Here is a 26133-nt window from a genome sequence, read left to right as displayed (position 1 = left end):
CCGGCGCGGGGAGCAGCTCCGCGACGAGCGCCTCGATCCGGGCACGGATCTCGTCGCGGATGCCGCGGACCACCTCGATCGGCTGCCCCGCCGGATCGGCCAGCACCCAGTCCTCGTAGCGTGTGCCCGGGAAGAAGGGGCACGCATCCCCGCATCCCATCGTGATCACGACGTCGGCGCTGCGCACGGCATCGGGTGTCAGAACCGCGGGAGTGCGACCGGCGATGTCGATCCCGACCTCGGACATCGCCTGGACCGCCACGGGATTGAGGTGCTCGGCGGGCTCTGATCCCGCCGAACGCACGGCGATCCGCTCACCGGCGATGGCCGCGAGGTACCCCGCCGCCATCTGAGAGCGCCCGGCGTTGTGCACGCAGACGAACAGGACGGTCGGCACGCTCACGCCGACAGGCCGATCGGAATGCTGCCGAGTATCTGCGCGACGATCGTCGTCGCCCAGGCGATCGCGACGATGACGGCGAGCACGAGCGTGCCGATCCAGACCCAGAGCGGCGCCCACCCGCCCGCCGTGGTGCGCCGGCGCAGCACGACGGTGCGGCCGATGACGTAGACGGCCAGACCGGCGCCGGCCAGTGCGAGCAGCGCCCATGCCCAGTGGAAGGGCACGGGCACCCCGCGGCGGCGGAGTTCACGCCAGTCCAGCCAGCTGAACAGGATGGCCGCGCCGACGAAGACCCAGCTGACCAGACCGATCGTGAGGCACTGCAGCATCCACGCCACCGAGGCGGCGAAGGCGGCCTCCGCGTCGTGGGCTGCCCGCATCGTCGCGGAGATGTACCCCGACGGGTCCAGGAACAGCAGCGAGGCCAGCGGCAGCGTGCTGGCGGCGATGGCAAGCCAGATCCACACCGTGTTCGTCGGTACGTCCACCGGCCGCGGCGCCACGGGCGGCGCGAGGGTGTGCGCGGTCCACTGCGCGCCGTCCCACCAGCGCCCGCCGGGCGCACCGGTCGGGTCGGGGTACCACCCGGCCGCGGCGCTCACTCGGCGTCCGCCGTCACCAGCTCGGCTCCGGCGTGGGCGAGTTCGGCGAGCGCGGCCTGCGACGAGTCCGCCGCGACCCCGGCGACGAGGTCGGTGAGGATCCGCACGTGCAGCCCGTGCTCGATCGCGTCCCGCGCCGATGCCCGCACGCAGTAGTCGGTTGCGATGCCTGTGACGTCGACCTCGGTGACGCCGCGGGCGGTGAGGAGCTCGGCGACCCTCTCCCCGGCATCCGTCGTTCCCTCGAACAGGGAGTACGCCGGGATGCCCTGCCCCTTCTTGACGTGGTGGGTGACGGCATCCGTCTTAAGTCCCGGGTCGTACTCGGCTCCTGCCGTCCCGGCGACGCAGTGCACCGGCCAGGTGTCGACGAAGTCGGGCTCGCCGGCGGCGAAGTGGCCGCCGTTGTCGGATTCGGGGTCGTGCCAGTCGCGTGAGGCGACGATGAGCGCATAGTCACCGGCGCGTACGGCCAGCAGCCGCGACACGCCCACGGCAACGGCGTGGCCGCCGGCCACGCCGAGCGCGCCGCCCTCGGTGAAGTCGTTCTGGACGTCGACGATGAACAGGGCCCGGGTCATGCTCCGAGGTTATCGTGGGGGTCCGGCGAAAGCTCCACGGATTCGGTGGTCTGCGCCCGCAGGGATCGGCGTGTCGCGCCTTCGGGCACCGTTCTTGTGGAGTTTTCGCCGCCGCCGCGCTGGCCGTCCCGGCGCCAGAGCTTCGAGGGCCACCAGATGACCCGGCCGAGGTCGTACGCGGCGGCGGGAACCAGCAGCGACCGCACCACGAACGTGTCCAGAAGCACCCCGAAGGCCACGATGAACGCCAACTGGGCCAGGAAGAGGATCGGGATCACGCCGAGCGCCGCGAACGTCGCCGCCAGCACAAGGCCCGCCGAGGTGATCACCCCACCGGTGGCGACGAGGCCGCGCAGGATGCCAGGGCGCGTGCCGTGCGCCTTCGACTCCTCACGAACCCGGGACATGAGGAAGATGTTGTAGTCCACCCCGAGCGCTACGAGGAAGACGAAGCCGTACAGCGGCACGGCGGGGTCCGCCCCCGGGAAGTCGAACACGTGGTTGAACACCAGGGCGCTCACCCCGAGTGCCGCCCCGAACGAGACGATGACGCTGAGGATCAGCAGCACCGGCGCGACGATCGCGCGCAGCAGCAGCATGAGGATCAGCAGGATCACGACGAGGATGACGGGGATGATGACGGTGCGGTCGCGGATCGAGGTGTCGTTGGTGTCGACGTCGATCGCTGTGGACCCGCCCACGAGCGCGGTGCCCTCCCCGAGGTCGGCGGCGAAGGCGGCGCGCAGATCGCGGATCGTCTCCTCGGCCGCGAGGGAGTCGGCCTCGTGCGACAGCGTCGCGACCAGCAGCACATCGCCGGCTGAGACGGTCGGACCGGCCGGTGTCGCCGTGGGGGGTCCTGCGACGGTGTACACCGGCTCGCCGCCGGAGACGGCCACCGTGACTTGACCCGACGGGGCATCCTTCGACGACGCCGAGACCGCGTCGATGCCGTCGGTCGCATCCAGCACCCCGACGGCGTCGGCGACGCGATCCTCGGGCACGATCACGTACGCGGGACTGCCCGACCCGGCCGCGAAGTGGTCGGCGAGCACGTCCTGCCCGTCGCGCGCCTCGGAGGCACCCAGCACGAGATCGCTCTGCGGCACGCCGTCGGCCTTCAACTGCAGGACGCCGACGGATGCCGCGAGCAGCGCGACGGTCGTGATGATCCACACCGGGCGGGAATGCCGGGCGACGAGCCGCGCCTGCCGGGCCCAGAACCCGCGCACGGGCGCGCCGCTGGAGGCGAGGTCGTCGGGGATGTCGACGGCGCCCGTCTTCGGGATGAACGGCCAGAACGCCGCACGGCCGGTGAGGGCGAGGAGGGCCGGCAGGAAGGTGAGTGCGGAGAGCACGGCGAAGACGATGCCGATCGAGGCGATCGGGCCGAGGGCGCGGTTGCTCGCGAGGTCGCTGAGGAGCAGGCAGAGCAGCCCGGCGATGACGGTGCCGCCCGAGGCGATGATCGGCTCGAAGGCGCCGCGCCAGGCGCTGACCGTGGCATCCCACCGGCGCAGCCCCGACCCGAGCGCCTCGCGGAAGCGCGCGACGTAGAGCAGCGCGTAGTCCGTCGCCGCGCCGATCACGAGGATGAAGAGGATGCCCTGCACCTGCCCGTTCAGGACGAACACCCCGGCCTTCGCGAGCCACCACACCGTCAGCAGCGCGACGCAGAGCGCGAACGTCGACGTCATGAGCACCAGGATGGGCAGCAGCGGCGACCGGTAGACGATCACCAGGATGACGAAGACGGCGCCGAGCGCCACCGCGAGCAGCAGCCCGTCGATGCCGAGGAATCCCTCGACGAGGTCGGCTGTGAACCCGGCGGGCCCGGTGACCCACGCCTGCAGTCCCTCGGGCAGCTGCTCGGCGATCGCAGCGCGCACCGCCTCGACGGTCTCGGCCACGTCGCCGGAGGTGTCGATCGGGACGAACAGCTGCACCGCTTCGCCGTCTTCGGCGGGGAGGGCCGGCGACACCTCCCCCACGCCCTCGACGTCGCCGATCGACGTCGCGAGGTCGTCGACCTCGGCCAGCTGCGCCTCGGTCAGCGTCCCGTCGCCCGCGACGACCACGACGGCCGGGATGGTGTCGCCGCCGGTGAAGTCGGCGAGGCGCTCCTGCACCTGTGTCGCTTCGGCCGAGGACGGCAGGAAGGTCGACTGGTCGTTGGTGGCGACTTCGTCGACCTTGCCGAAGTAGGGCCCGCCGATGGACCCGCCGACGAGCCAGATGAGGACGAGCACCACGGGGATGCCGATGCGCAGCCAGCGGGTGGGGGTGTCGCGGCGTGAAGTCATATAGCTAGCTTATCTAGCAATATCTCTCCCGCGCCACCTCGCTAGGCTGACGCGCGTGATGTCGGCCGTCCTCGCGTTCGTCGGCGCGCTGGTGTACGGCTCCGCAGATTTCCTCGGCGGCCTCGCAGCGCGCCGCCTGCGGCCGCTCGTCGTGACCGGGGTGGCCGCAGCCTCGGGCGCGGTGCTTCTCGGCATCCTCGCACCCCTCGCCGGGGGCACCCCGACCGCAGCCGACCTGCTGTGGGGCGCACTGTCGGGCGTGACGGGCGCGGTCGCGATCGGGCTGCTCTACGCCTGCCTCGCGCGCGGCCCCATGAGCGTGCTCTCCCCGGTGACCGCGGTCGTGTCGGCGGCGGCGCCGATGCTGTGGGGACTTCTCGCCGGCGGTGAGCGGCTGGGCGCCGGGAGCGCCGCCGGCCTCGTCGTCGCGCTCGTCGCCATCGTGCTCGTGGCGCTGCTGCCGGGCGAGCGCATCACCCGGCCCACCGCGCCGGCGCTGGCCATGGCGGTCGGCTCCGGGCTCGCGATCGGTGCGTTCCTGATCCTGCTCGACCAGACGGGCGAGGGCTCGGGGATCGCGCCCCTCGTGCTCAACCGCGTCGTCAACGCCGTCCTCACCGGCGGACTGGCCACCGTGCTCGTCGTCCGCGCGGTCCGCTCGGGCCGCGGTGCGCAGTCGGCCGTGCGTGCGAGCGGAGCGCTGCCGCTGCCGCTGCGGAGCGCGTGGCTCCTCGCGATCACGTGCGGTGTCGTCGACGCGACGGCGAACCTCCTCCTGTTGTGGGCACTGCGCGCCGGCGGCGATCTCGTCGTCGTCGCGGCGCTGACGGCGATGTATCCCGCCGGCACCGTGCTGCTCGCAGCGGCACTGCTGCGCGAACGCATCGCCCCCGTGCAGGGGATCGGGCTCGTGCTGGCGCTCGCGGCCGGCATCCTGCTCGCGGTCGGGTGACCTCAGCCGCGGGCGAAGTAGAGCACCCAGCCGGCGACCAGGCACAGGATGCCGAGGGCCAGCATCCCGCCCGCCGAGATGATCACGGTGCGCAGGGAGGTCGGGCGACGGACCAGCCGCATCCGATCGCGCCACCCGTGCCGGTACCAGACCGTCGCGCGTTCGGCCTCGCCGAGGGTCTGCGCGTCGGCATCCGTCAGCGGCGCGCTGTTGACGTCGCCGTCATCGTCGATCCAGCGCGCGACCGGCCCGCCGCCGTCGCGGTCGATGACCGCGTCAGCGGGCAGCCAGGAGCCATCGGCCGCCCAGAGCCCCACGGCGACGACGGCGAGCGCGACGAAACCGCCGAGACCCACCCAGGTGAACACCTCGATCAGGATGTCGACCGTCTGATCCATGGGTCTGCCTGTAGCGAGGGGAACGGAGAGGAGGAAGTGGAGCCGCCCAAGGGAATCGAACCCTTGACCTTCTCATTACGAGTGAGATGCTCTGCCGACTGAGCTAGGGCGGCGTGCGGGCGCGAGCGCCGTGCACGATGTTCGATCTTACAGGGTCCGCGGGGGTGCCGCGAACCGAGCCTCGACCGGATGCCGCGGCATCCGGTGTCGTCGTGTTACGCCCTGATTCGGACACGTCCGCCGCCCTGCGTACGGTCGAAGAGGCACCGCGACGAGGCGAGCGCGGACAGCCGAGCACGAACGACGATCCTCCGCGCATCGCGGTGCCCCGATCCACGAGGAGCACCACATGTCCAAGAAATCCCTGGCCGCCGCACTGGCCCTCCCCCTCGTCCTGCTGCTGGGCGCCTGCGCGAGCGGCTCGTCCGACCCCGCCGCGAGCGGCGACGCTGCGCAGAGCGAGACCGTCCGAATCGGCGTCGTCGGCGCCGGCGACCCGTACTGGGAGACGTTCACCGAGGCTGCCGCGGACGAGGGCATCGACGTCGAGATCGTGAACTTCGACTCCTACGACCAGCCGAACCCGGCCCTGGCGGCGGGCGAACTGGACCTCAACCAGTTCCAGCACATCATCTACCTCGCGACCTACAACGTCGCCGCGGGAGATGACCTCGTGCCGATCGGTGCGACGGCGATCTACCCGCTGGGCCTCTACTCGACGAAGTACACCGACGTCGACGACATCCCCGCCGGTGAGACCATCGCCGTCCCCAACGACGAGTCCAACCAGGCGCGTGCCCTGCTCGTGCTGCAGTCCGCGGGCCTCATCGAACTCAAGGACGGCGGCTCGATCTTCTCGACCGTCGCCGACATCGAGGACGGCTCGAAGGTCACGGTCGAGGCCGTCGCCGCCGACTTCACGGCCTCGTCGCTGCCGGACTTCGCCGGCGCCGTCGTCAACAACGACTTCGTCGCGAAGTCGGGCCTGACGAGCAAGGAGCTGCTCGCGCAGGACGACCCCGCCGACGCGTCGGCGTTCCCGTACATCAACATCTTCGCCGCGAAGGCGGAGGATGCCGAGAACCCGACCTACCTGAAGCTCGTGAAGATCTACCAGGACACCACAGCGGTCCAGGACGGCGTGCTCGCGGCATCCGGCGGCACCGGCGTGCTCGTCAAGACGCCCGTCGCCGACCTCCTCACCTCGCTGAAGGACACCGAGGACGACATCCGCGCGAACCAGTAACACCCTGCCGTGTGCGGCCCGATCCCACCGGACGGGCCGCACACGCATGTCTCCGGGAGAACCATGACCCTCATCCGCCTGCGCGGCGTGACCAAGACCTTCCCGCCCGCGGCCAAAAGCGCCGAGCCCGTCGTCGCCGTCGACGACGTGGACCTCGACATCGCCGCCGGCGAGATCTGCGGCATCATCGGCTACTCCGGCGCGGGCAAGTCCACCGTGCTGCGCCTGGTCAACGCCCTCGAGACGCCCACCTCCGGCACGGTCGAGGTGGACGGCGTCGACATCACGCGGCTCGGGGAGCGCGACCTGCGGCGCCTCCGCAGCGACATCGGCATGATCTTCCAGCAGTTCAACCTGTTCGACTCGCGGACGGTCGCCGGCAACGTCGCCTACCCGCTCGAAGTCGCGGGGCACCCCCGCGCCGAGATCCGCGCCCGCGTCGCCGAGCTGCTCGAGTTCGTGGGGCTCTCCGGCAAGGCGGGCAACTATCCCGAGCAGCTCTCCGGCGGCCAGAAGCAGCGCGTCGGCATCGCCCGCGCCCTCGCCACGAGCCCGCGCATCCTGCTCGCCGACGAGGCCACCAGCGCTCTCGACCCCGACACGACGCAGGAGGTGCTCGCCCTCCTGAAACGCGTGAACGCCGAACTCGGCGTGACGATCCTCGTCATCACCCACGAGATGGACGTCATCCGCACCCTCGCCGACCGCGTCGTCGTGATGGAGCACGGCCGCGTCATCGAAGCGGGCGCCGTATTCGACATCCTCTCCGCCCCGCAGCACGCCGCGACGGCACGGTTCGTCGCGAGCATCATCGAAGACGTCCCCACCGGCGAGGACCTCGCCGTCCTCCGCGGCCGCCACCCCGGACGCATCGTCACCCTCGATGTGCGCGAGGGTACGGCGGCGCAGGCCGACGTGTTCGCCGCGCTCGCCGCGCACGGCGTACGGTTCGAGGTCGTGCACGGCGGCATCAACGACATCCGCGGCCGCGTGTTCGGACACCTCACCCTCGCGCTGACGGGCGAGACGGATGCCGTGGACCGCGCGATCGCCGCCGCATCCGCCTTCGCCGACCTGACCGAGGAGACCGTCCGTGGATAGGCTCATCGACCTGCTCCCGCAGCTGTGGGAGGCGACCCTCGAGACGCTGTATGTCGCGACCGCTGCGCTCATCCTCGGCGGTCTCGGCGGGCTCGTCCTCGGCATGGCGCTGTACGCCACGCGGCCGGGCAGCCTCTTCCCGAACCGGGTCGTCTTCGGCATCCTGAACGTCATCGTCAACACGTTCCGCCCGATCCCGTTCATCATTCTGCTGGCCGCGGTGCAGCCCCTCGCCCGCGGGGTCGGCATCCCCGGGATCGGCGTGCCGTTCGCGATCTTCGCGATCACGATCGCGTCGCTGTTCGCCATCAGCCGGATCGTCGAGCAGAACCTGCTTACGGTGCGCCCCGGCGTCATCGAGGCGGCGCGGGCCGCGGGAGCGAGCCGATCGCGCATCCTGTTCCGCCTGATCCCCCGCGAGGCCCTCGGCCCCCTCGCGCTCGGCTACACGTTCGTCGTCGTGGCGCTCGTCGACATGACGGCCATGGCGGGCGCCGTCGCCGCCGGCGGCCTCGGCGAGTTCGCGATCAACTACGGCTTCAAGCAGTTCAACCCGTGGGTGACGTGGGCGGCTGTGCTCGTCATCGTCGTGATCGTGCAGGCCGTGCAGTTCCTCGGGAACGGGCTGGCCCGCCGCATCCTCCGCCGCTGACGCCGCGGCGCGCGCGGCGCGGCGCGCACGCGCCTGCCGAGTGGGCCCGTTCCCGTCGAGCGCGCCCGTTATCGCGCGCCCGCAACGGGCGCACTCGGCGAGAACCAGCCCACTCGGCGCGCGGCGCGCAGCGCGCACAGCGCGCGGCGCGCGGGGTCACGACGTGCAGGTGAGGCCGTCCTGCGGCACGGTGCCGGACACGAGATACGCCTCGACGGCCGCATCGACGCACGCGTTGCCCTTGTTGTAGCCGGTGTGACCCTCGCCCTCGCGGGTGACGAGCACTCCCGAGGCCAGCTGCTCCGCCAGCGACACCGACCACTCGTACGGCGTGGCCGGGTCGTTGGTCGTCCCGACGACGACGATGGGGGCGGCGCCGTCGGCGGTGATCCGCTCCCGGACGCCGGTCGGCGGGTACGGCCACACCTCGCACACGTCCACGCCCTGCCAGTACGGCGCGATCGTGGGCGCCTGCTGTTCGATGCGGGCGGTCGCGGCATCCTGATCGGCCTGCGAGGTGTCCAGCGGATAGTCCATGCAGTTGTAGGCACGGAAGGCCTCGGTGGAGTTGTCGCCGTACGTCCCGTCGGTGCGGTTGTAGTAGAAGTCCGCCAGAAGGAACGCCATGTCGGGGTCACCGGAGAGCGCATCGGAGAGCGCCTGCGTGAGATACGACCAGCTGTCCTGGGAATAGAGAGCGGCGATGATCGCCGTCATGAGCGAATCGGCCCCCAGCATCCGGCCGTCGGTCGCCTTCAGGGGCGTCTTGTCGACGCTCGCCAGCAGCGTGCCGAGGTCGGCCATGGCGTCGTCGACCGAGCCGGTGAACGGGCACCCGCGCCCCGCGAGGCAGTCGGCCATGTACGCGCGCAGCGCGGACTCGAATCCAACGGCCTGGGTCGTGCCGACGTCCAGGCCCGACACCGACGGATCGATCGCCCCGTCGAGCACGAGGCGGCCCACGCGCTCCGGGAACAGCTTCGCGTATGTCGCGCCGAGGAACGTGCCGTAGGAGTAGCCGAGGTAGTTGAGCTTCGCATCTCCCAGCACGCCGCGCAGCAGATCCATATCGCGCGCCGCGTTGTCGGTCGTGATGAAGGGCAGGATGCCGCCGCTGTTCTGCTCGCACGCCGCAACGAAGTCCTTGTTGCGGTCAGTCAGCTCAGCCCTCCAGCCGTCGCTGCCGCGGGGGTCGGCGGGGATGTCGAACAGGTACGCGTCCATCGCCTTCGCGTCGAAGCACCGCACCGCCGTGGAGCGCCCGACCCCGCGCGGATCGAAGCCGATCACGTCGTACACGTCCGACAGCGCCGTGCCCACCGCGAAGGAGGCCGACTGCGCGATGAGGTCGTAGCCGCTGGCACCGGGGCCGCCGGGGTTGGTCAGCAGGGAGCCGATGGCATCGCCGTTCGTGGCGGCGCGGCGGATGACGGCGAGTTCCAGCGAGCCGGCGCCGGGATCACTCCAGTCCAGCGGCGCGGTCACCGTCGTGCAGTCGTAGCTGCCGGCATCCGTCCCGCTGCACGGCGTCCAATCGAGGCTCTGCGTGTAGAACGACTCGAACCCCGCGGGAATGCCGTCGAGGTCGGGCTCCCGGCTGGGGGCGGGAGTGGCCGCGGCCTCCGGGGGGATCGCCGCGTACAGACAGCCGGAGAGCGTCGTGACGGCGATCGTGACGCCGGCCAGGGCGACGAGAGCGCGGCGGGCGAGGCTCCGGCGGGGACGAGTCGTGTTCACAGGGTCCTTCCGCTCGCGACGGTCACGAGCATGCTCTCCAGGGCGAGGGCCGGTGCGGCGTTGCCTTCGAGGTTGGTGCGGGTCTGGGCGATCGCGTCGATGACGACGAGCGTGCGCGCGGGGGTCCACGCGGCCGCGAGAGTGCGGAGTTCGTCGCTCAGCTCGCGGTTGATGAGGTCGGCGTCACGGCCGAACTGCAGCATGAAGACGTCGCGGTACATCGACTCCAGGTCGGTGAGCACCCGGTCGATGCCGTCACGGAGACTGCGCGTTGCGCGCCGCTTCTGCTCGTCCTCCAGCGCGCCGAGCTGACCGCGGACGGCGGGCGGCACGGCCGCGCCGGGGGCGATGCCGAGGGTCCGCAGCAGCGCCTCACGCTCGGCCTCGTCGCGCTCCGCGGTGAGGGCCTTGGCGTCGTCCGTCGCCAGCTGCACGATGCGGGCGGCGGTCTCCACCGCTCCCCCGACGCCGCGGACGGCGAGTACCGCGCGCAACGTCTCGTCGCGCCGGGCGCGCGCATCGGCATCCGTCGCGAGCCGCACCGCCATGCCGATGTGGCGCTGCGACAGGCGGGCGGCCTGCTCGGCCGTCGCCGCGTCGGCGCCGGTGCGCGCTTGAATGAGGCGCGCCACGTCGGCGACATCGGGTTCGTGCAGCCGGAGGGTCCGCACGCGGGAGCGGATCGTCGGCAGCAGATCGGCCTCGCTCGGCGCGCAGAGGATCCATACCGTCCGCTCCGGCGGCTCTTCGAGGGCCTTCAGAAGCACGTTGCTGGTGCGCTCGACCATGCGGTCGGCGTCCTCCATCACCATCACCCGGTAGCGCCCCAGCGACGGTGAGAAGTAGGAGCGCTCCACGAGGGCGCGCGCGTCCTTGATCGAGATGATCACGCCTTCGGTCCGCAGCGCCGTGAGATCGGGGTGGGTGCGGGCGAGCACCTGCCGCATCGCGGCCTCGTCGCCCGGCTCGGCGATGAGCGCGGCGGCGAACGCGTAGGCGAGCGTGGACCGCCCCGAACCCGCGGGCCCGGTGATCAGCCACGCGTGCGCGAGCTGAGCGGGGTCGGATGCCGCGGCCTGCAGCTGTCGCAGCGCCTCGTCCTGACCCCAGACATCTCCCCGCGGCAGCGTGGCGGTGGAGACGGACGTCATGCCGACCAGCCTAAGCGGTGCCGCCGACGCGGCGACGCTTGACCCCCGCCCGGGGCGTCCTCCAGACTCGGGATGACCGGGGAGTCGCCCGGCGTGGGTCGCGGTGCCGCAGCCCGCGGGGGCTTCAACCGGCGCAAAGTGTCGCTACCGGCCCGCATAACCGCGATTCGGGTCGGATGAACGCGGGCGGTGGGTGCGGATGCCGGCGTGCCGCCCACCATGCCCCGCGGGCACGCGGCGGCGGCGTTGCGCTCAGTCCAGCAGCGCGGCGACGCGCTCGCGGACGGCGGCCGCGAGCTCGGCCGCGGGGAGGGTGGCGTCCAGGACGAGGAAGCGGTGCGGGTCGGATGCCGCGAGCGCGAGGAACGCGGCGCGCACCCGCTCGTGGAACTCCGCTTTCTCCGCCTCCAGGCGGTCGAACGGCTTGTCCGCCGCATCCAGCCGCTCCCGCGCGACCCGGGGGTCGAGGTCGAGCAACACCGTCACGTCGGGCAGCGCGCCCTCCGTCGCCCACAGCGACAGGTCGCGCACCTCACCGGCATCCAGCACCCGGCCCGCACCCTGATAGGCGACGGACGAGTCGAGGTAGCGGTCCTGGATGACGATCTCGCCGCGCTCGAGCGCCGGCCGCACGAGCGTCGCGACATGCTGCGCGCGGTCGGCCGCGTACAGCAACGCCTCCGCGCGCGGCGACACCTCGCCACGGTGGTGCAGCACGATGTCGCGGACGAGCACGCCCACCTCGGTGCCACCGGGCTCGCGCGTGCGCACGACCGTGCGCCCCTGCTCGCGCAGCCACTCCTCCAGCAGCGTCGCCTGCGTCGTCTTTCCGGAGCCGTCGCCGCCCTCGAGGGTGACCCAGAGCCCGCGGGTCATTTCTTCTTGGCTGCCGGTTTGCGCGTCGTCGTCGCGCGCCGGGTCGTGCGCTTGGGCGCCGGTCCCTTCGCGCGCTTGTCGGCGAGCATCTGCACCGCGACCTCGAACGTGATGTCGTCGGCGGTCTGTCCGCGCGGGATCGTCACGTTCGTGGTGCCGTCGGTGACATACGCCCCGAAGCGGCCGTCCTTGATGCGGATCGGCTTTCCCGACACCGGGTCGGCCTCGAACTCCTTCAGCGACGTCGCCGCGCGGTTGGCGTACTTCGGCTGAGCGTAGATCTCCAGCGCCTGTTCGAGCGTGATGTCGAAGATCTGCTCCTCGCTGCCGATCGAGCGCGAGTCGGTCCCCTTCTTGATGTAGGGACCGTAGGGGCCGTTCTGCGCCGTGATGGGCACGCCCGACTCCGGGTCGACGCCGACGGTACGCGGCAGCGAGAACAGCTTCAGCGCCGTGTCGAGGTCGATGGTCTCGGGCGACATGCTCTTGAACAGCGACGCACGCCGGGGCTTGGGCGCCTCGACCTTCTTCTTCGCGGTCCGCTTCTTGGGCGCACCCTCAACCGCAGGCTCGGCGGCGGGCTCCGGCTCGGCCGGGAGCACCTCTTCGAGGTAGGGCCCGAAGCGGCCGTCCTTCACGACGATGTCGCGCCCGTTCTCGGGGTTCTGACCGAGCACCCGGTCGCCGGCGACGGGAGCCTCGATCAGCTCGCGCGCCTTCTCGGGGGTCAGCTCGTCGGGGGCGAGGTCGCCGGGGACGTTGACGATGCGGGTGGTGTCGTCGCCGTTCGGCACCTCGAGGTAGGGCCCGTAGCGGCCGAACCGGAGGGTGGCGACGTCACCGATGCGCGTCGAGTTGATCTCGCGGGCGTCGATCTCGCCGAGGTTGTCGAGGATGTGGCGGAGCCCCACGTGGTTCTCCGACCCGAAGTAGAACTCGTTGAGCCAGGCCACCCGTTGCTGCTCGCCGCGCGCGATGGCGTCGAGGTCATCTTCGAGCGCCGCGGTGAAGTCGTAGTCGACGAGGTCGGCGAAGTGCTTCTCGAGCAGGCGCACCACGCTGAAGGCGAGCCAGCTCGGCACGAGCGCCTGACCCCGCTTGGTGACGTACTCGCGGTTGATGATGACGTCGATGATCGAGGCGAACGTCGAGGGACGGCCGATGCCCTTCTCCTCGAGCGCCTTCACGAGCGAGGCCTCGGTGTAGCGCGGCTTCGGGCTCGTGGCGTGGCCCTTGGGCTCCACGTCGCGCAGGTTCAGCACGTCGCCGACGGCCATCTGCGGCAGGGACTGGTCTTCCGCCTTGTCCGCGTCGCCGCGCTTCTCGTCGTGGCCCTCCTCATATGCCTCGAGGAAGCCCTTGAATGTGTAGACGGTGCCGGATGCCGTGAACGACGCCGTTTTGCCCCCGGCATCCGCCTCGAGGGTCACCGTCGTCGTCTCGTACTTCGCGTCGGACATCTGCGAGGCGATCGTGCGCTTCCAGATGAGGTCGTACAGGCGCAGCTCGTCGCGGTCGAGGCCCGACGCGACGGACGAGGGTGTGCGGAACGATTCCCCCGACGGGCGGATGGCTTCGTGCGCTTCCTGCGCGTTCTTGCTGTTGTTGCGGTAGCTGCGGGGATTGGCCGGCACGGCCTTGTCGCCGTAGAGGGCGACCGCCTGAGTGCGCGCGGCGACGACGGCCTGCGTGGACAGGGCCGTCGAGTCGGTGCGCATATACGTGATGTAGCCCTTTTCGTAGAGCCGCTGCGCCACGCCCATGGCGTGCTTGGCGCTCATCGAGAGCTTGCGACCGGCCTCCTGCTGCAGCGTGGAGGTGGTGAACGGCGGCTTCGGGCTGCGGGTGCCCGGCTTCGCCTCGATCGCGGTGACGGTCGCCTCGGCCTTCGCCTCTATCGCGGCGGCGAGCTCGCGCGCCTGCGTCTCGGTGAGGACGACGACGGCCTTCTTGAGCTGACCAGCGTCGTCGAAGTCGGTGCCGCGCGCCAGCGGAGCACCGTCGAGGCGGGCGAGCCGCGTGGCGAAGGACTCCGCGCCCGACGCGGCGAGCGCCTCGACGTCCCAGTACGACGCCGAGACGAACGCCATCCGCTCGCGCTCGCGGTCGACGACAAGGCGGGTGGCGGCGGACTGCACGCGGCCGGCGGAGGTGCCCTGGCCGACCTTGCGGCGGGTGACGTCGGAGACGTCCCAGCCGTAGAGACGGTCCAGGATGCGGCGGGTCTCCTGCGCGTCGACGAGCGCGAGGTCGAGCTCGCGGGTGTTTTCGACGGCGGCGCGGATCGCGTCCTTCGTGATCTCGTGGAAGACCATGCGCTTGACCGGCACCTTCGGCTTGAGCGCTTCGAGCAGGTGCCACGCGATGGCCTCTCCCTCGCGGTCTTCATCGGTGGCGAGCAGGAGCTCGTCGGCGTTCTTCAGGGCGCGCTTGAGCTCGGCGACCGTCTTCTTGCCGCGCTCGCTCTCGACGTACAGCGGAGTGAACCCGTTCTCGATGTCGATCGAGTACTTGCCGACCGAGGTCTTCTTCAGTTCGGCCGGGATGTCCTTCTTGTCTGCGAGGTCGCGAATGTGCCCGACCGAGCTGAGCACCTCATACCCGTCCCCCAGGTAGCCCTGGATCGAGCGCATCTTCGTCGGTGACTCGACGATGACGAGCTTCTTTCTCTCCGGGCTCTTGACAGCTGCCACGTGGCGTCCTTTCTCCGATGCACACCATACACACCGCCAGACGCAGAGGATGCTGAGAGCCCCGCCGCGGGCGCGGCGCGCTCAGGGCGGAGGTCCGGCGCGCGCCCGCGCCTGGGCCGCGAGCAGTCCGGCGCCGATCTGCACGCGGACGGTCGCGGTGGTGGCGTCCACATCGCACTGGACGAGGTCGGCTCCGGCGGCCGCCGCGACCTGATGCGCGCGCTCGCAGGGAACCCCGGTGGCCGCGCCGGCCGCGGCGTCCGCGGCGGCGAGGGCCGCGGCATCCGCCGCCCCGCTCGCGCGGGCCGAGAGCACCGCCGCCGCGCCGACGGCGCCGCATCCGACGGCGAGCGCCGCTGTGACGGCGAGCGCACCGACGCCCGCCGCGGTGCCGGCCATCAGCGGCCACCCGCCAGTGCGCACGAGCGGGCGCGCAGCGGCGGCAGCGGCAGCGGCACGCCTGGCGAGACGGTCGCCTCGACGCACACGAGGTCGCCGTCGCCCGCGACGCCGACGACCGCGCCGTCCGCGATCGCCGCGATCACCTCGCCGACGCGGCCGCTCTCCCCGCGCGCCGCCACGCGTGCGGCCTGAGCGACCGCCTGCTCGAGCCGGACCTGCCGGCTGACGGCCGACAGGGTGCCGGCCGTCAGCGCGATCACGAGCACGACCACCGGCACGACGACCGCGAACTCGGCCGTCGCCGAGCCCGCGTCGTCCTGCCGGAGCCTCATGCGACCGTCAGCGCCCGGCGGACGAGGTCGGTGAGGATGCCGCGCACTTCATCGCTGCGCATGATCATCACGAGCAGGCCGGCGAAGGCGACCGCCGCCATCGTGGCCACAGCGTATTCGGCGGTGGCAGCACCTGTCTCGTCGGAGATCAGGCGTCCGCCGTAGAGCGCCCGGGCGCGGCGGGCGGTGAGGGTCGGCAGGTCGGGGGCTCCGGTCACGCGCCGGGTGGTGGAGAGGATGAGGGACATGGTGACTCCTTAATTAGAGGGGGTGGACGGCGGGCACGAGGGCGGGGGCAGTGAGGACGATGCTCGATCCGGCAAGAACGGAGAGCAGCATCGGACCGACCCCGAGCAGAAGGAAGGCGGGCAGCGTGCAGACGCCCATCGGCAGCAGCAGGCGCGCCCCGAGGCGCGCGGCGCGCAGGCGCCCGTCGGTGCGCGCGCGGCGGCGGGCGTCGGCCGCGGCGGCGCGCAGCAGATCGACGGCGGGCGCCCCCGCACGTGCGGACAGGGCGAGGACACCGGCGGTGTCGTCGTCGGGTGCGCCGCCGCCGGCGCCCTCGACGACCGCGAGCGCACGCTCCACCGAGACCCCTCCGGTCAGCGCGATGGCCACGACGTCGCCCTGCACACCGGCGAGTCGATCGTCGGGCTGGGCGCGGGCGACCAGGCGCGACGTCCAGCGGCGTGCGACGAGCATGAGCAGCCCGCCCGCGACGAGACAGGCGATGCCTGCTGGCTGCGCGAGGACGACGGCGACGTCGAAGCCGAGCGCCACCCCGAGCACGACCGCCGCGAGCGGCAGCCACGCCACCAGCCGCGCGGTGGCGGCGGGGTCGGCGAGCGCCACCGCGACGTCGTCGCGTGACTCCTGGGCGTCGCGCAGCGCGTCGGCGAACCGCCGCAGGCTCGCCGCGAGCGGAGCGCCGACGGTCTCGCTGACGCGCCAGGCGACGGCGACATCCCGCCACGCGCCGCCCTCCGCCTCGAGCACCGTCCCGACCGGCGTCCCGCGCGGCGCGGCGACGACGCGGGCGCCGACGATATCGCCGGACTCTGCGAGCAGCTGCCAGGCGCGCTCCGGCGCGATCCCGGCCTCGAGCAGCACGGCCAGGCGCTGCACGGTCGCGGCGGCCGCGGTCCCGGCATCCGTCGCCTTCTCGCGCCTGCTCACTGTGCCTCCATCGCCAGCCGCCCGTCGGCGAGGGCGGGCCGCGCGAGACCGGCGATGCGGCGGATGCCGTCGCCGGCGCGTTCGACGTGGATCACGGTCCCGATCGCACTGACCACCTGCCGCGCGACGGCGCGCTCGTCCATGCCGGCGAGGGCGCCGAGCGCCTCGAACCGGGCCGGCAGATCGCGGATGCTGCCGGCGTGGACGGTGCCCGCGCCACCGTCGTGCCCCGTGTTCAGCGCCGTCAACAGCTCGCGCACCTCCTCGCCGCGGCATTCGCCGACGACCAGCCGGTCGGGACGCATCCGCAGCGCCTCGCGCACCAGCCGCGCGAGGGGCACCGCTCCGGCGCCCTCCAGGTTCGGCTGCCGCGCCTCGAGGCGCACATGGTGGGGGTGGCGCACGCGCAGCTCCGCCACATCCTCGATCGTCACGATGCGCTCGTGGGCGGGGACGCGCCCGAGCAGCGCCGCGAGCAGTGTCGTCTTGCCCGCCCCGGTCGCGCCGGAGATGAGCAGGTTCGCCCGCGCCGCGACGAGGCGCTCGAGCCGATCGAGCATCGCCGCATCGCACAGGCCGCGGCGGGCGAGGTCGTCCAGGTCGGGCAGCTCCACCTGCGGCAGGCGGATCGAGATCGCCGCGCCGGAGCACGCGACCGGCGGGAGCACCGCGTGCACCCGCGCGCCATACTCCCACCGCACGTCGACGAGCGGGCTGCCGTCGTCGAGGTGCCGCCCGCCGATGCCGATCAGCGCGACGGCGAGGGCACGCAGCTCGTCGGCCCCCGCCTGCCAGCCGGCGACCTGCTCGACGCCGCGGCCGCGGTCGACGAACAATCCGTCGGCGCCGTTGATGAAGACGTCGGTGACCTCGGGGTCGCTCAGGACATCGCGCAGCGGTTCCAGCGCCGGATGGTCGGGCAGCCGCCGCGGCGCCGGCATCGACCGCATCTCGACGCCCGCGCCCGGTGCGGTCGCGCGGCTCGGAAGGCGTCGCACCGCCTCGGGTGGCGGCGCGCCGACGCGGCGGCGGACGATGAACGGCTCGGACATGCCCCGACGCTACGTCGCGGGCCGGCGTCGCGGCGGCGCGAGACGGCGATCGGTGGACAGTTCCGCCATCCCGCCGATTGGGGAGAGAGCGATGACGTCCCGCCCCGAATACAGCACCCCGAAAACAGCGCCCAGAACACAGCCCCCGGGAAAGAAGGACCCGGAGAGAAAAAGGGGGCGGCATCCCATCGGGGGGAATGGGATGCCGCCGCGCAGTGTCCCGGCAATGGGGGGTGGTCGGGACACGCGATGCCAGAATCGATGTTTGGCCGCGACCCAGCATACGCATCCGTGCCGGGGCGCTCCACTCCAGCGGGCGTGTCGTCGGCGATATATCGTCGCGGTCATCCCCCACTATCGGCGGTAGTGCCCGGCGGGAGCCGCTGGCTACATTTCCTGCATCGTCCGGGACCGTATCCCGACCCTCGTTCGCCGCAAAGGAGCGCGCATATGAGCAGCCAGATCGACCACCTGCTGACCGAGAACCGCCGGTTCGCGCCGTCGCCGGAGTTCGCCGCGAACGCCATCGGCACCGCGGAGCTGTACGCGCAGGCGGATGCCGACCGTGAGGCCTTCTGGGCCGAGCAGGCGCGCAGCCTGCACTGGCACACCCCGTTCACCGAGGTGCTGGACTGGTCGAACCCGCCGTTCGCGCAGTGGTTCACCGACGGCGAGCTCAACGTCGCCTACAACTGCCTCGACCGGCACGTCGAGGCCGGCAACGGCGACCGCGTGGCGCTGTTGTGGGAGGGCGAGCCGGGCGACGAGCGCCGCATCACCTATGCCGAGCTGACCGACGAGGTCAAGCGGGCCGCCAACGTGCTCGAAGGGCTGGGCGTCGGCCACGGCGACCGCGTCGCGATCTACATGCCGATGATCCCGGAGGCCGTCGCCGCGATGCTCGCCGTCGCGCGCATCGGTGCGATCCACTCCGTCATCTTCGGGGGCTTCTCGGCCGACAGCCTCCGCTCGCGCATCGACGACGCCGGCGCGAAGGTCGTCATCACCGCGGACGGCGGCTACCGCAAGGGGCGGGTCTCCCCCCTCAAGCCCGCCGTCGACCAGGCGCTCGGCGACCGCGGTGCGGGCCCGCAGGAGACCGTCGAACACGTGCTCGTCGTGAAGCGCACCGGCAACGAAGTCTCGTGGGACGACGACCGCGACATCTGGTGGCACGACGCGGTGCCCGCGGCATCCGCCGATCACGAGGCGCGACCGTTCCCGGCGGAGAACCCGCTGTTCATCCTCTACACCTCCGGGACGACCGGCAAGCCCAAGGGCATCCTGCACACGTCGGGCGGATACCTGACCCAGGCCGCCTTCACGAACAAGGTCGTGCACGACATCCACCCGGAGTCGGACGTCTTCTGGTGCACCGCCGACATCGGCTGGATCACCGGGCACTCCTACGTCACCTACGGTCCGCTCGCCAATGGCGCGACCCAGGTGCTGTACGAGGGGACGCCGGACACCCCGCATCCCGGCCGGTGGTGGGAGCTCGTCGAGAAGTACCGGGTCACGATCCTGTACACCGCCCCCACGGCGATCCGATCGTTCATGAAGCTCGGTCGCGCCATCCCGAAGAAGTTCGATCTGTCGTCGCTGCGACTGCTCGGCTCGGTGGGCGAGCCCATCAACCCCGAGGCGTGGATGTGGTACCGCAAGATCATCGGCAACAAGACGGCGCCGATCGTCGACACCTGGTGGCAGACGGAGACCGGCGCGATCATGGTGTCGGCGCTGCCCGGGGTCACCGAGACCAAGCCCGGCAGCGCCCAGGTGCCGCTGCCCGGCATCGCGATCGACGTCGTCGACGACGACGGCAACCGCGTCGGCAACGGCAACGGGGGGCTCCTCGTCATCACGAAGCCCTGGCCGTCGATGCTGCGCGGCATCTGGGGCGACCCGGAGCGCTTCGTCGAGACGTACTGGGAGAAGTTCCAGAAGCAGGGGTACTACTTCGCCGGTGACGGCGCGCGCCTGGACGAGGACGGCGACGTCTGGTTCCTCGGCCGCGTCGACGACGTCATGAACGTCTCGGGGCACCGCCTGTCGACGACCGAGATCGAGTCCGCCCTCGTCGGGAACGAAGCCGTCGCCGAAGCCGCCGTCGTGGGAGCCTCCGACGAGACGACGGGTCAGGCCGTCGTGTCGTTCGTGATCATCAAGGAGAGCTACCTCGCCGCGCACGACCCCGAGGGCCTCGCCGCACAGCTGCGCAGCTGGGTCGGCGAGCAGATCGGCGCGATCGCCCGCCCCCGGGACGTCTACATCGTGGGCGAGCTGCCCAAGACCCGCTCCGGCAAGATCATGCGGCGCCTGCTGCGCGACGTCGCGGAGGGCCGCGAGGTCGGCGACACCACGACGCTCGCGGACACCGCAGTGATGAGCATCATCTCCGCGCAGGTGAAGTAGCGGCGGTCCCGAACGCGCCGTACCGCTGATCGCGGTGCGGCGCGTTCACCGCGCGGGGACACTGAGTACCTGCATCCGCTCGCGCACGGTGCGAAACACCGCAGGGTCGAACGGGAAGTCCGCTCCGTCCTCGCCGACCAGCCGCATGACCTCGTCGCCCAGTGCGATGGAGAAGTTCACGATCATCCGCGCCTCGGTGGTGTGGTCGGCGTCCACCAGACGAGCGGATGCCGGATGCTCATCGAGCCAGCTCCTGATCACCTCCTGCAGGCCGGCGCGACTCGTCCCGGCCGCCCAGGACACCGTCGTCGTCGTTCCCGGCTCACGCGCGAAGAGCGCGAATCGTTTGCGCAGGAGTTCGTCATCCCCTTGCCCGCGTACGGACTCCATCACGATCAATGAGGCCGCAACCACGAGATCGTCCTCGTGCGCCGCGAGGATGCGCTCGGTAAGAGCGAGGTCGTATGTCAACGCCGGCCCGAAGATCGCGTGTTCGAGCGACGGGAAGTAGTTGAAGAAGGTGCTGCGCGAGACCATCGCAATCGCGCAGACGCGGTCGACCGTCACCGCTTGCACGCCGTCGTCGTAGGCGAGCCCGACCGCCGCTTCTTCCATCGTGCGGCGTGCGATACGCATCTTGCGCTCTCTGAGCCCTTCGGTCATCACTCTCCCCTCGATCTGGAGGCCATCCTACGTTCGTAGATATTTGGCTTGTGTGCAAGATTGCACTTAGTCCATAGTTAGAGGAGAACGATCAGAAGGGATGGGCATGCCCCGCCTCACCGAACAACGCCGTCGCGACCGGGTGCCACGCGTGCGCACCCTCGGCGCGCTGTCAGCGATCACCGGACTCGTCCTCGTGACGGTGCCGTTGACCGCCAGCGCCGATGAATCCGAACGTGTGCTCATCACGACGACGATCTCGGATGACATGGCCTCGGCGCCGCTGGGCGGCACGACCGTGAGCGTGTATCCCGCCGACGACCCCGAGCAGGTGATAGCCACAGGCGTCACGGGCGGCGACGGAACCGTTTCCCTCGAAGTCCCGGCGACCGACACCAGCTTCATCGCCGAGGCATCCTGGCGCGGCGCCATCGGTGACCTCGTCGACTCCACGGCGCGGACCGAGTTCAACCCCGTCCTGGGCCATCCGGTCTCCGTCGTGCTGGAAGGTTCATTCGGCGCGATAGGCGGAGCGGTGACGGCGACGACGGATGCGGGACCCGTCTCAGACCTTTCCGGCTCGAGCATCACCATTCTCAGCGGCGGCACGGCCGTGCAGCGCTTCGCCGTCGCCGCCGACGGCACTTTCACCTCCGGCGCCCTGCCGACGACATCCGCCGACGATTACCGCATCTCCTTCGAGCCCGCCGCGGGCTTCACGCTCACGGATACGCAGGCGTCGACCAACCCTGCCTTCGCCCTCCCCCGCGGCGTCGAAAGCCCCAGCCTCGTCGATGTGGCTCGCTCCTTCGCGCTCGTCTCGGATACCGCAGCACCGACCCCCTCACCCACCGCCACGCCCACCGCCACCCCGACACCCACACCCACCCCGACGCCCACGCCCACCGCGACACCCACCGCCACACCCACGCCCACCCCGACACCCACACCCACCCCGACGCCCACGCCCACCGCGACACCCACCGCCACACCCACGCCCACGCCGACACCCACGCCCACGCCGACACCCACGACCACGCCCACACCCACGCCCTCCACCGACCCGTGAGGTTGCCCCCGAATCCCGGACAGGTGGTTGGTTGGTCAGGCTGCCAGCGCGAGCTGGCGGCGTTCGTACTCTAGCGGGCTGAGGTAGCCGATGCCGGAGTGGCGTCGGCGGGCGTTGTACCAGCCGTCGATCCAGGCGTATGCGCCGCGGCGAGCAGCGTCGATCGTGGCGAACACGTGCCGGTGGTAGTACTCGTTCTTGAAGATCGACCAGAACGACTCGGCGGCAGCGTTGTCCCAGCACACGCCGGTGCGGCCCATCGACCGGAGCACCCCAAGCTCCCTCGCGGCGTCCGCGAGCTGGCCGCTGGTGTACTGGGTGCCCCTGTCCGCGTGGAAGATCACCTTCCGCGGCAGCGCACCGCGGAGCGCGACTGCTTGCCGCAGTGCCGCCTCCACGAGGTCGGTGTGCATGTTGTCGGCGACGCAGCGTCCGAGGACCCGGCGGGTGTGCCCGTCGCGGACGACGCACAGGTATGCCCATCCCTCACCGGTGCGCAGATAGGTGATGTCCGAGAACCAAGCCAGGTCCCTCTCACCCTGGTCGAACTGCCGCTCAACGAGGTCGGGGACGGGGAACGGGTCATCCCCGTGGACGGTGGTCGGCGGGTGCCAGGTGCGGGGGCTGATACCCGCGATCCTCTTGTCCCGCATCAGGCTGGCGACCTTCTTCCGCGATACGGCGACACCGGCGTCCTGCAAGTCGGCGTGGATCCGCGGCGCCCCGTAGGTGCCATCCGATGCGGCGTGGAACGCCGCGATCTGGACGGTGAGGTCCGCGTCCCGCTGCTGCCGCGCAGAGGGGCCCGCGGACTGCCGGGCACGCCACTCGTAGAACCGCCGCCGGTCCACCCCCAGCAGACGGCACATCCGGGTGACCGTCATCGTCGTGCTGCCGGCCTTCTCCGCCTCGATCACCGCGAACCGCTCCTCGGGTTCTGCTTCGACGCGAAGAAGGCCGCCGCTTTTCCCAGGAACTCGTTGTCCATCCGCAGTTCCTGCACCTCACGACGCAGCCGTTCCAGCTCGGCCCGCTCGTCCAGATCCAGCGGCGCCGCCTCGCCGTCACCGGTCCGGGCACGCTCGGTATGCACCCACCGGCCCAGCAGCGCCTCGCCGACCCCGATCTCGCGGGCGACCGCCGCGATCGTGCGATCCGTGTCGATCACCAGCCGGGCCGCCTCACGGCGATACTCCGGCGTATACGACTTCCTCTTCTTGCTCGTGCCCATCACGGACATCCTCCCTGACAGGCCCGCGAACACGCGGATCCCGCCTGGTCAGTGTCCGGGATTCGGGGGCAACCTCACTCTTTATCGAGGAGTGCGGGCAAGCTGATGTGTTCTTCTAGTCCGTCATCGTCGAGGTGCGGAGTCGTTACACCAGCGTTCTTCAAGTGATACCGAACGGTGGCTTCGAGCTGTGGGACGAGGATGTGGACGGCGACGCCGAAGTCGCGGTTCCATCCAGCGGAAAGTCCAGCCGCGAACAGCACTTCTCGGCCGGGCGGCACGAACGACGACTTGCGGGCGAGATGCAGGAAGTCAACCCGACTGAGCGTGTGCTCGGCGCGAAGGACCCCAGCGCCGGCAAGATCCTTCCGTGCGTCCTGAGCGCACGACGCACCGCGGCAAGCCGTCCCATCTCGGATTCGACAGCGTCCGGGGTGTCCGCTTTGTCTGTGACTCGGGCGTCTCCGGTGAGAGTGACGGTGGGGACGAGGAGCTGACAGCTCAGCGCCGGTTCCGCCTCTTCACGCTCTTGCGCCTCCGACAGCCATGGGAAGAGGCGGCTGAACCGGTACAGGGCCGGCTCGAGCGAGAGCCCTGCAACATGCTCTCTGACCCCCTCCATCTCGTCGTCCAGGTTGATATCCGACGATTCGATGGCGACCATGTCACCGAGGGCAGCCTCATACAGCTCGGACATTCGTGCCCGCAGGTCGTCCATCCTCTCTTCCACGCGAAGCGGCGCGCGGAACCTGCGAGGCACGGTGCGCAACTGTTGGATGGCGCTCTCAATGCGGCCCTCGTTTCCCGCGGCACCGGGGCTCGATGTCGAGAACGAGACTGGTGACGGCGCTCACTGAAATTCCCCAGTTCTGCTCATCGAAGTTCCCCACCCTGGGTCGCTCCGCCGCATGAGGCGGGCCTCCCTCGATGCTGGTGGTCTCTGACCACGCACCAGCTCGAGAGAGGCCCTGTTCTTCATGCTTTCAGAGGAGGACGACGTGGATATCCACGCGCTCAGACGGCAGGGGATGACGATCAGCGAGATCGCCCGCCGCACCGACCATGACCGCAAGACGATCCGGGCGTATCTGTCCGGGCAGCGCACCCCTGGGGTGCGTAAGCGGACCGTTCCGGACGCGTTCGACGTGTTCGTCGCGTATGTGACCGCGCGGCTGATCGAGGACCCGCACTTATGGGTCATCACGCTGCTGGACGAGCTGCGCCAGCTGGGTTACGCCGGGTCGTATCAGTCGTTGACGCGGCAGATCCGCGACCGGGGGCTGCGGCCGGCGTGCGTCGCGTGCGCGCACGTCACGAAGCGGCCGAACGCGGTCATCGAGCATCCGCCCGGCGAGGAGACCCAGTTCGACTGGGTCGAGCTCCCTGACCCGCCCGCGTCGTGGGGGTTCGGTCACAAGAAGGCCTACGCTCTGGTCGGGTCGCTTGCCCACTCCGGCATCTGGCGGGGCGTGCTGTCTCCCTCGATGGACCTGCCGCATCTGCTGGCTGCGATGACGACCCTGCTGGGGTTGCTGGGCGGCCTCACCCGGGACTGGCGGTTCGACCGGATGACCACGGTCCTCAAGCAGGGCACCAGCGACCTGACGCCGATGTTCGCCGCGTTCGCCAAGCACCACGCGGTGACGGTCATCGCGTGCCGGCCCCGCTCAGGGAACCGGAAAGGCGTGGTCGAGAAGAACAACCACACCGCCGCGCAACGCTGGTGGCGGACCGTCCCCGACGAGCTCACCTTGGAGCAGGCGCAAGCCAGCTTCGAGGCGTTCGCGACGGGGCAGGACGACCGGCCACGCCAGACCGAGACGGGGAACACGACCGCGAAAGCGATGTTCGCCGCGGAGCGGCTGCGTCCGCTTCCCCAGTCGGTGTTCCCCGTCGTGGTGGCCGAGGAGCGCACCGCGACCCGGCAGGCGTTGATCGACTGGCGCGGGAACCGGTACTCCGTCCCGCCAGAACTCGCCGCAGCGAAGGTGATCGTCTCACAGCCGCTCGGCGCCGCAGTGATCGACATCGCCACCGTCTCGGGCGCCGTGATCGCTCGCCACAAGGTCGCCGAGCCCGGCCTCGGAGTCACGATCCGCGACACCGGCCACGTCACCGCGCTTGAAGCCATCGCCCTCGCCTCGGCGCCGCCGGGACGCCCGCACCGGCGCAAGGAACGCATCCCGCCCGGGACCGCCGCACTCCGCGCCGCCGCCGTGCTCACCGGCACCGGCGCACCCTCCACGACCGTGATCGATCTGGCCGCTTACGAGCAGGCCGCGAAGAACAGGAACACCCTCCAATGACCACCCCCGCCAAGACCGCGGCCAGCGTCTACCAGCAGCTGCGCGGCCACCTCACCGACCTGAAACTCGCCGACGCCGCCGAGGCGCTGCCCGCCGTGCTGGACCAGGCCACCGCCGAGGGATGGACCCTCACCCACACCCTGGAGCGGCTCCTCGCGATCGAGGTCACCGCGACCGATGCGCGGCGCCTGACCGGCAGGTTCCGGTTCGCGAACCTGCCCACCGGCGCCACCCTCGACGACTTCGACCTAGATTCCGCCTCCGGCATAGACCGGTCGCTGCTGACAGAGCTGGGCACCTGCCGATACCTCGAGACCGCGACCAACGTGCTCCTAATCGGCCCGCCCGGGGTCGGGAAGACCCACATCGCGACCGGGCTCGGCCACGCCGCCGTCACCGCCGGCTACCGGGTCTACTTCACCTCCGCCGCCGACCTCGCCGCCCGCTGCCACCGCGCCGCGATCGAAGGGAAATGGGCGACCATGATGCGGTTCTTCGCCGGCCCCACACTCCTGATCATCGATGAACTCGGCTACCTCCCGCTACCCGGCGAAGCCGCGTCCGCACTGTTCCAGGTCATCAACCAGCGCTACCTCAAAACCTCGATCGTGCTCACCACGAACCGGCCCGTCGGCGCCTGGGGCGAGATCCTCGGCGACACCACCGTCGCCGCCGCCATGCTCGACCGGCTCCTACACCGATCCGTCGTCATCACACTCGACGGCGCCTCCTACCGGCTCTGTGAGTCTTGAACCGGCTGGTCCGGGACCGGCTGCCAGGATGGTGTCGGCC

The 26133-nt window shown here is 70.9% G+C and carries 24 protein-coding genes, 1 tRNA gene and 1 pseudogene; 8 read left to right on the top strand and 18 right to left on the bottom strand.

The window, feature by feature from the left end; all coding sequences use genetic code 11:
• Positions 1 to 4: 4 nt before the first annotated feature.
• The 4 genes and pseudogenes from JOD60_RS16680 to JOD60_RS07480 form a co-directional block, all read right to left on the bottom strand.
• Positions 5 to 403, bottom strand: a pseudogene (locus JOD60_RS16680) (arsenate reductase ArsC); the annotation flags it as partial.
• On the bottom strand, positions 400 to 1005 hold the full coding sequence (locus JOD60_RS07490; protein WP_076690004.1) for a DUF2510 domain-containing protein: 606 nt from the start codon (positions 1003 to 1005) through the stop codon (positions 400 to 402). The pseudogene JOD60_RS16680 and the gene JOD60_RS07490, both read right to left, overlap by 4 nt.
• Positions 1002 to 1586: an isochorismatase family protein gene (locus JOD60_RS07485; RefSeq protein ID WP_076690001.1), complete on the bottom strand. Its 585-nt coding sequence runs from the start codon at positions 1584 to 1586 to the stop codon at positions 1002 to 1004. Before JOD60_RS07485 ends, JOD60_RS07490 begins: the two co-directional genes overlap by 4 nt.
• Positions 1583 to 3889: an MMPL family transporter gene (locus JOD60_RS07480; RefSeq protein WP_076689999.1), complete on the bottom strand. Its 2307-nt coding sequence runs from the start codon at positions 3887 to 3889 to the stop codon at positions 1583 to 1585. The genes JOD60_RS07485 and JOD60_RS07480 overlap by 4 nt, the downstream gene beginning before the upstream one ends.
• A 58-nt stretch (positions 3890 to 3947) precedes the next feature.
• Here JOD60_RS07480 and JOD60_RS07475 point away from each other — a divergent pair, with 58 nt between their 5' ends.
• On the top strand, positions 3948 to 4841 hold the full coding sequence (locus JOD60_RS07475) for an EamA family transporter (RefSeq protein ID WP_232321762.1): 894 nt from the start codon (positions 3948 to 3950) through the stop codon (positions 4839 to 4841).
• Positions 4842 to 4843: 2 nt separating this feature from the next.
• Here the strand turns inward: JOD60_RS07475 and JOD60_RS07470 are convergent, their stop codons facing one another.
• On the bottom strand, positions 4844 to 5239 hold the full coding sequence (locus JOD60_RS07470) for a hypothetical protein (protein ID WP_076689996.1): 396 nt from the start codon (positions 5237 to 5239) through the stop codon (positions 4844 to 4846).
• 37 nt (positions 5240 to 5276) lie between these two features.
• A tRNA-Thr gene (locus JOD60_RS07465) sits at positions 5277 to 5352 on the bottom strand.
• A 236-nt stretch (positions 5353 to 5588) separates the two neighbouring features.
• Between JOD60_RS07465 and JOD60_RS07460 the strand changes: the two genes are divergently transcribed.
• The 3 genes from JOD60_RS07460 (at position 5589) to JOD60_RS07450 (ending at position 8238) form a co-directional block, all read left to right on the top strand.
• A complete protein-coding gene (locus tag JOD60_RS07460) occupies positions 5589 to 6485 on the top strand; it encodes a MetQ/NlpA family ABC transporter substrate-binding protein (protein ID WP_076689993.1) in 897 nt (298 codons plus the stop codon).
• Between the two features lie 63 nt (positions 6486 to 6548).
• Positions 6549 to 7586 (top strand): methionine ABC transporter ATP-binding protein, encoded by a 1038-nt coding sequence (locus JOD60_RS07455; protein ID WP_076689990.1) that lies wholly within the window; start codon positions 6549 to 6551, stop codon positions 7584 to 7586.
• On the top strand, positions 7579 to 8238 hold the full coding sequence (locus tag JOD60_RS07450; protein ID WP_076689988.1) for an ABC transporter permease subunit: 660 nt from the start codon (positions 7579 to 7581) through the stop codon (positions 8236 to 8238). The genes JOD60_RS07455 and JOD60_RS07450 overlap by 8 nt, the downstream gene beginning before the upstream one ends.
• 156 nt (positions 8239 to 8394) lie before the next feature.
• Here JOD60_RS07450 and JOD60_RS07445 read toward each other — a convergent pair whose 3' ends face one another.
• From JOD60_RS07445 to JOD60_RS07405, 9 genes are all read right to left on the bottom strand, one after another.
• Positions 8395 to 9975, bottom strand: coding sequence for an alpha/beta hydrolase (locus tag JOD60_RS07445; protein WP_076689987.1), 1581 nt, complete (start codon positions 9973 to 9975; stop codon positions 8395 to 8397).
• Positions 9972 to 11126: a DNA polymerase III subunit delta' gene (locus tag JOD60_RS07440; protein WP_076689985.1), complete on the bottom strand. Its 1155-nt coding sequence runs from the start codon at positions 11124 to 11126 to the stop codon at positions 9972 to 9974. The genes JOD60_RS07445 and JOD60_RS07440 overlap by 4 nt, the downstream gene beginning before the upstream one ends.
• A gap of 252 nt (positions 11127 to 11378) precedes the next feature.
• Positions 11379 to 12002 (bottom strand): dTMP kinase, encoded by a 624-nt coding sequence (gene tmk, locus JOD60_RS07435; protein ID WP_076689982.1) that lies wholly within the window; start codon positions 12000 to 12002, stop codon positions 11379 to 11381.
• On the bottom strand, positions 11999 to 14635 hold the full coding sequence (gene topA, locus JOD60_RS07430) for a type I DNA topoisomerase (protein ID WP_076692106.1): 2637 nt from the start codon (positions 14633 to 14635) through the stop codon (positions 11999 to 12001). The genes tmk and topA overlap by 4 nt, the downstream gene beginning before the upstream one ends.
• A gap of 141 nt (positions 14636 to 14776) precedes the next feature.
• The gene (locus tag JOD60_RS07425) at positions 14777 to 15094 is read right to left on the bottom strand and encodes an Rv3654c family TadE-like protein (RefSeq protein WP_076689979.1); all 318 of its coding nucleotides are present in this window, start codon (positions 15092 to 15094) and stop codon (positions 14777 to 14779) included.
• Positions 15094 to 15429 (bottom strand): TadE family type IV pilus minor pilin, encoded by a 336-nt coding sequence (locus JOD60_RS07420; RefSeq protein ID WP_076689976.1) that lies wholly within the window; start codon positions 15427 to 15429, stop codon positions 15094 to 15096. The genes JOD60_RS07425 and JOD60_RS07420 overlap by 1 nt, the downstream gene beginning before the upstream one ends.
• On the bottom strand, positions 15426 to 15677 hold the full coding sequence (locus tag JOD60_RS07415; protein WP_076689973.1) for a DUF4244 domain-containing protein: 252 nt from the start codon (positions 15675 to 15677) through the stop codon (positions 15426 to 15428). The genes JOD60_RS07420 and JOD60_RS07415 overlap by 4 nt, the downstream gene beginning before the upstream one ends.
• A gap of 13 nt (positions 15678 to 15690) precedes the next feature.
• Complete coding sequence (locus JOD60_RS07410) at positions 15691 to 16605, bottom strand: type II secretion system F family protein (RefSeq protein WP_076689971.1); 915 nt, start codon at positions 16603 to 16605, stop codon at positions 15691 to 15693.
• Positions 16602 to 17546, bottom strand: a complete 945-nt coding sequence (locus JOD60_RS07405) for a TadA family conjugal transfer-associated ATPase (protein ID WP_372431332.1) — start codon at positions 17544 to 17546, stop codon at positions 16602 to 16604. Before JOD60_RS07405 ends, JOD60_RS07410 begins: the two co-directional genes overlap by 4 nt.
• Before the next feature lie 561 nt (positions 17547 to 18107).
• On the opposite strand from JOD60_RS07405, the gene acs reads away from it, so the two are divergent.
• Entirely contained in the window at positions 18108 to 20072 is a 1965-nt protein-coding gene (gene acs, locus JOD60_RS07400) for an acetate--CoA ligase (RefSeq protein ID WP_076689965.1), read from the top strand.
• Positions 20073 to 20117: 45 nt separating this feature from the next.
• On the opposite strand, the gene JOD60_RS07395 is transcribed toward acs, so the two are convergent.
• A complete protein-coding gene (locus JOD60_RS07395; RefSeq protein WP_076689963.1) occupies positions 20118 to 20735 on the bottom strand; it encodes a TetR family transcriptional regulator in 618 nt (205 codons plus the stop codon).
• A 106-nt stretch (positions 20736 to 20841) separates the two neighbouring features.
• Here JOD60_RS07395 and JOD60_RS07390 point away from each other — a divergent pair, with 106 nt between their 5' ends.
• Positions 20842 to 21804, top strand: a complete 963-nt coding sequence (locus tag JOD60_RS07390; RefSeq protein ID WP_198159139.1) for a hypothetical protein — start codon at positions 20842 to 20844, stop codon at positions 21802 to 21804.
• A 35-nt stretch (positions 21805 to 21839) separates the two neighbouring features.
• Here the strand turns inward: JOD60_RS07390 and JOD60_RS07385 are convergent.
• Positions 21840 to 23038 (bottom strand): IS3 family transposase gene (locus JOD60_RS07385; RefSeq protein ID WP_372430786.1). Its coding sequence is split into 2 segments (ribosomal slippage): positions 21840 to 22762 and positions 22762 to 23038, totalling 1200 coding nucleotides; the frame shifts between segments, so codons are not numbered across the junction.
• Between the two features lie 157 nt (positions 23039 to 23195).
• The gene (locus JOD60_RS07375) at positions 23196 to 23753 is read right to left on the bottom strand and encodes a hypothetical protein (protein WP_157127891.1); all 558 of its coding nucleotides are present in this window, start codon (positions 23751 to 23753) and stop codon (positions 23196 to 23198) included.
• Between the two features lie 280 nt (positions 23754 to 24033).
• Between JOD60_RS07375 and JOD60_RS07370 the strand changes: the two genes are divergently transcribed.
• The gene (locus tag JOD60_RS07370) at positions 24034 to 25341 is read left to right on the top strand and encodes a Mu transposase domain-containing protein (RefSeq protein WP_443673475.1); all 1308 of its coding nucleotides are present in this window, start codon (positions 24034 to 24036) and stop codon (positions 25339 to 25341) included.
• On the top strand, positions 25338 to 26093 hold the full coding sequence (gene istB, locus JOD60_RS07365) for an IS21-like element helper ATPase IstB (protein ID WP_076688511.1): 756 nt from the start codon (positions 25338 to 25340) through the stop codon (positions 26091 to 26093). The genes JOD60_RS07370 and istB overlap by 4 nt, the downstream gene beginning before the upstream one ends.
• Positions 26094 to 26133: the final 40 nt, after the last annotated feature.

This window comes from Microbacterium aurum (genome assembly GCF_016907815.1).
In the GTDB taxonomy this organism is placed as follows: Bacteria; Actinomycetota; Actinomycetes; order Actinomycetales; family Microbacteriaceae; genus Microbacterium; species Microbacterium aurum.
The sequence above is the reverse complement of the archived record's forward strand: the minus strand, read 5'-3'. Positions and strand labels throughout refer to the sequence as shown.

Excerpts from the sequence above, each read along its gene's own strand:
- JOD60_RS07485 (WP_076690001.1), bottom strand. The coding sequence starts at position 1,586 with ATGACCCGGGCCCTGTTCATCGTCGACGTCCAGAACGACTTCACCGAG.
- JOD60_RS07480 (WP_076689999.1), bottom strand. The coding sequence starts at position 3,889 with ATGACTTCACGCCGCGACACCCCCACCCGCTGGCTGCGCATCGGCATC.
- JOD60_RS07475 (WP_232321762.1), top strand. The coding sequence starts at position 3,948 with ATGTCGGCCGTCCTCGCGTTCGTCGGCGCGCTGGTGTACGGCTCCGCA.
- JOD60_RS07470 (WP_076689996.1), bottom strand. The coding sequence starts at position 5,239 with ATGGATCAGACGGTCGACATCCTGATCGAGGTGTTCACCTGGGTGGGT.
- JOD60_RS07460 (WP_076689993.1), top strand. The coding sequence starts at position 5,589 with ATGTCCAAGAAATCCCTGGCCGCCGCACTGGCCCTCCCCCTCGTCCTG.
- JOD60_RS07455 (WP_076689990.1), top strand. The coding sequence starts at position 6,549 with ATGACCCTCATCCGCCTGCGCGGCGTGACCAAGACCTTCCCGCCCGCG.
- JOD60_RS07440 (WP_076689985.1), bottom strand. The coding sequence starts at position 11,126 with ATGACGTCCGTCTCCACCGCCACGCTGCCGCGGGGAGATGTCTGGGGT.
- tmk (WP_076689982.1), bottom strand. The coding sequence starts at position 12,002 with ATGACCCGCGGGCTCTGGGTCACCCTCGAGGGCGGCGACGGCTCCGGA.
- topA (WP_076692106.1), bottom strand. The coding sequence starts at position 14,635 with ATGCGCTCGATCCAGGGCTACCTGGGGGACGGGTATGAGGTGCTCAGC.
- JOD60_RS07425 (WP_076689979.1), bottom strand. The coding sequence starts at position 15,094 with ATGGCCGGCACCGCGGCGGGCGTCGGTGCGCTCGCCGTCACAGCGGCG.
- JOD60_RS07420 (WP_076689976.1), bottom strand. The coding sequence starts at position 15,429 with ATGAGGCTCCGGCAGGACGACGCGGGCTCGGCGACGGCCGAGTTCGCG.
- JOD60_RS07415 (WP_076689973.1), bottom strand. The coding sequence starts at position 15,677 with ATGTCCCTCATCCTCTCCACCACCCGGCGCGTGACCGGAGCCCCCGAC.
- JOD60_RS07405 (WP_372431332.1), bottom strand. The coding sequence starts at position 17,546 with ATGCCGGCGCCGCGGCGGCTGCCCGACCATCCGGCGCTGGAACCGCTG.
- acs (WP_076689965.1), top strand. The coding sequence starts at position 18,108 with ATGAGCAGCCAGATCGACCACCTGCTGACCGAGAACCGCCGGTTCGCG.
- JOD60_RS07395 (WP_076689963.1), bottom strand. The coding sequence starts at position 20,735 with ATGACCGAAGGGCTCAGAGAGCGCAAGATGCGTATCGCACGCCGCACG.
- JOD60_RS07390 (WP_198159139.1), top strand. The coding sequence starts at position 20,842 with ATGCCCCGCCTCACCGAACAACGCCGTCGCGACCGGGTGCCACGCGTG.
- JOD60_RS07375 (WP_157127891.1), bottom strand. The coding sequence starts at position 23,753 with ATGGACGACCTGCGGGCACGAATGTCCGAGCTGTATGAGGCTGCCCTC.
- istB (WP_076688511.1), top strand. The coding sequence starts at position 25,338 with ATGACCACCCCCGCCAAGACCGCGGCCAGCGTCTACCAGCAGCTGCGC.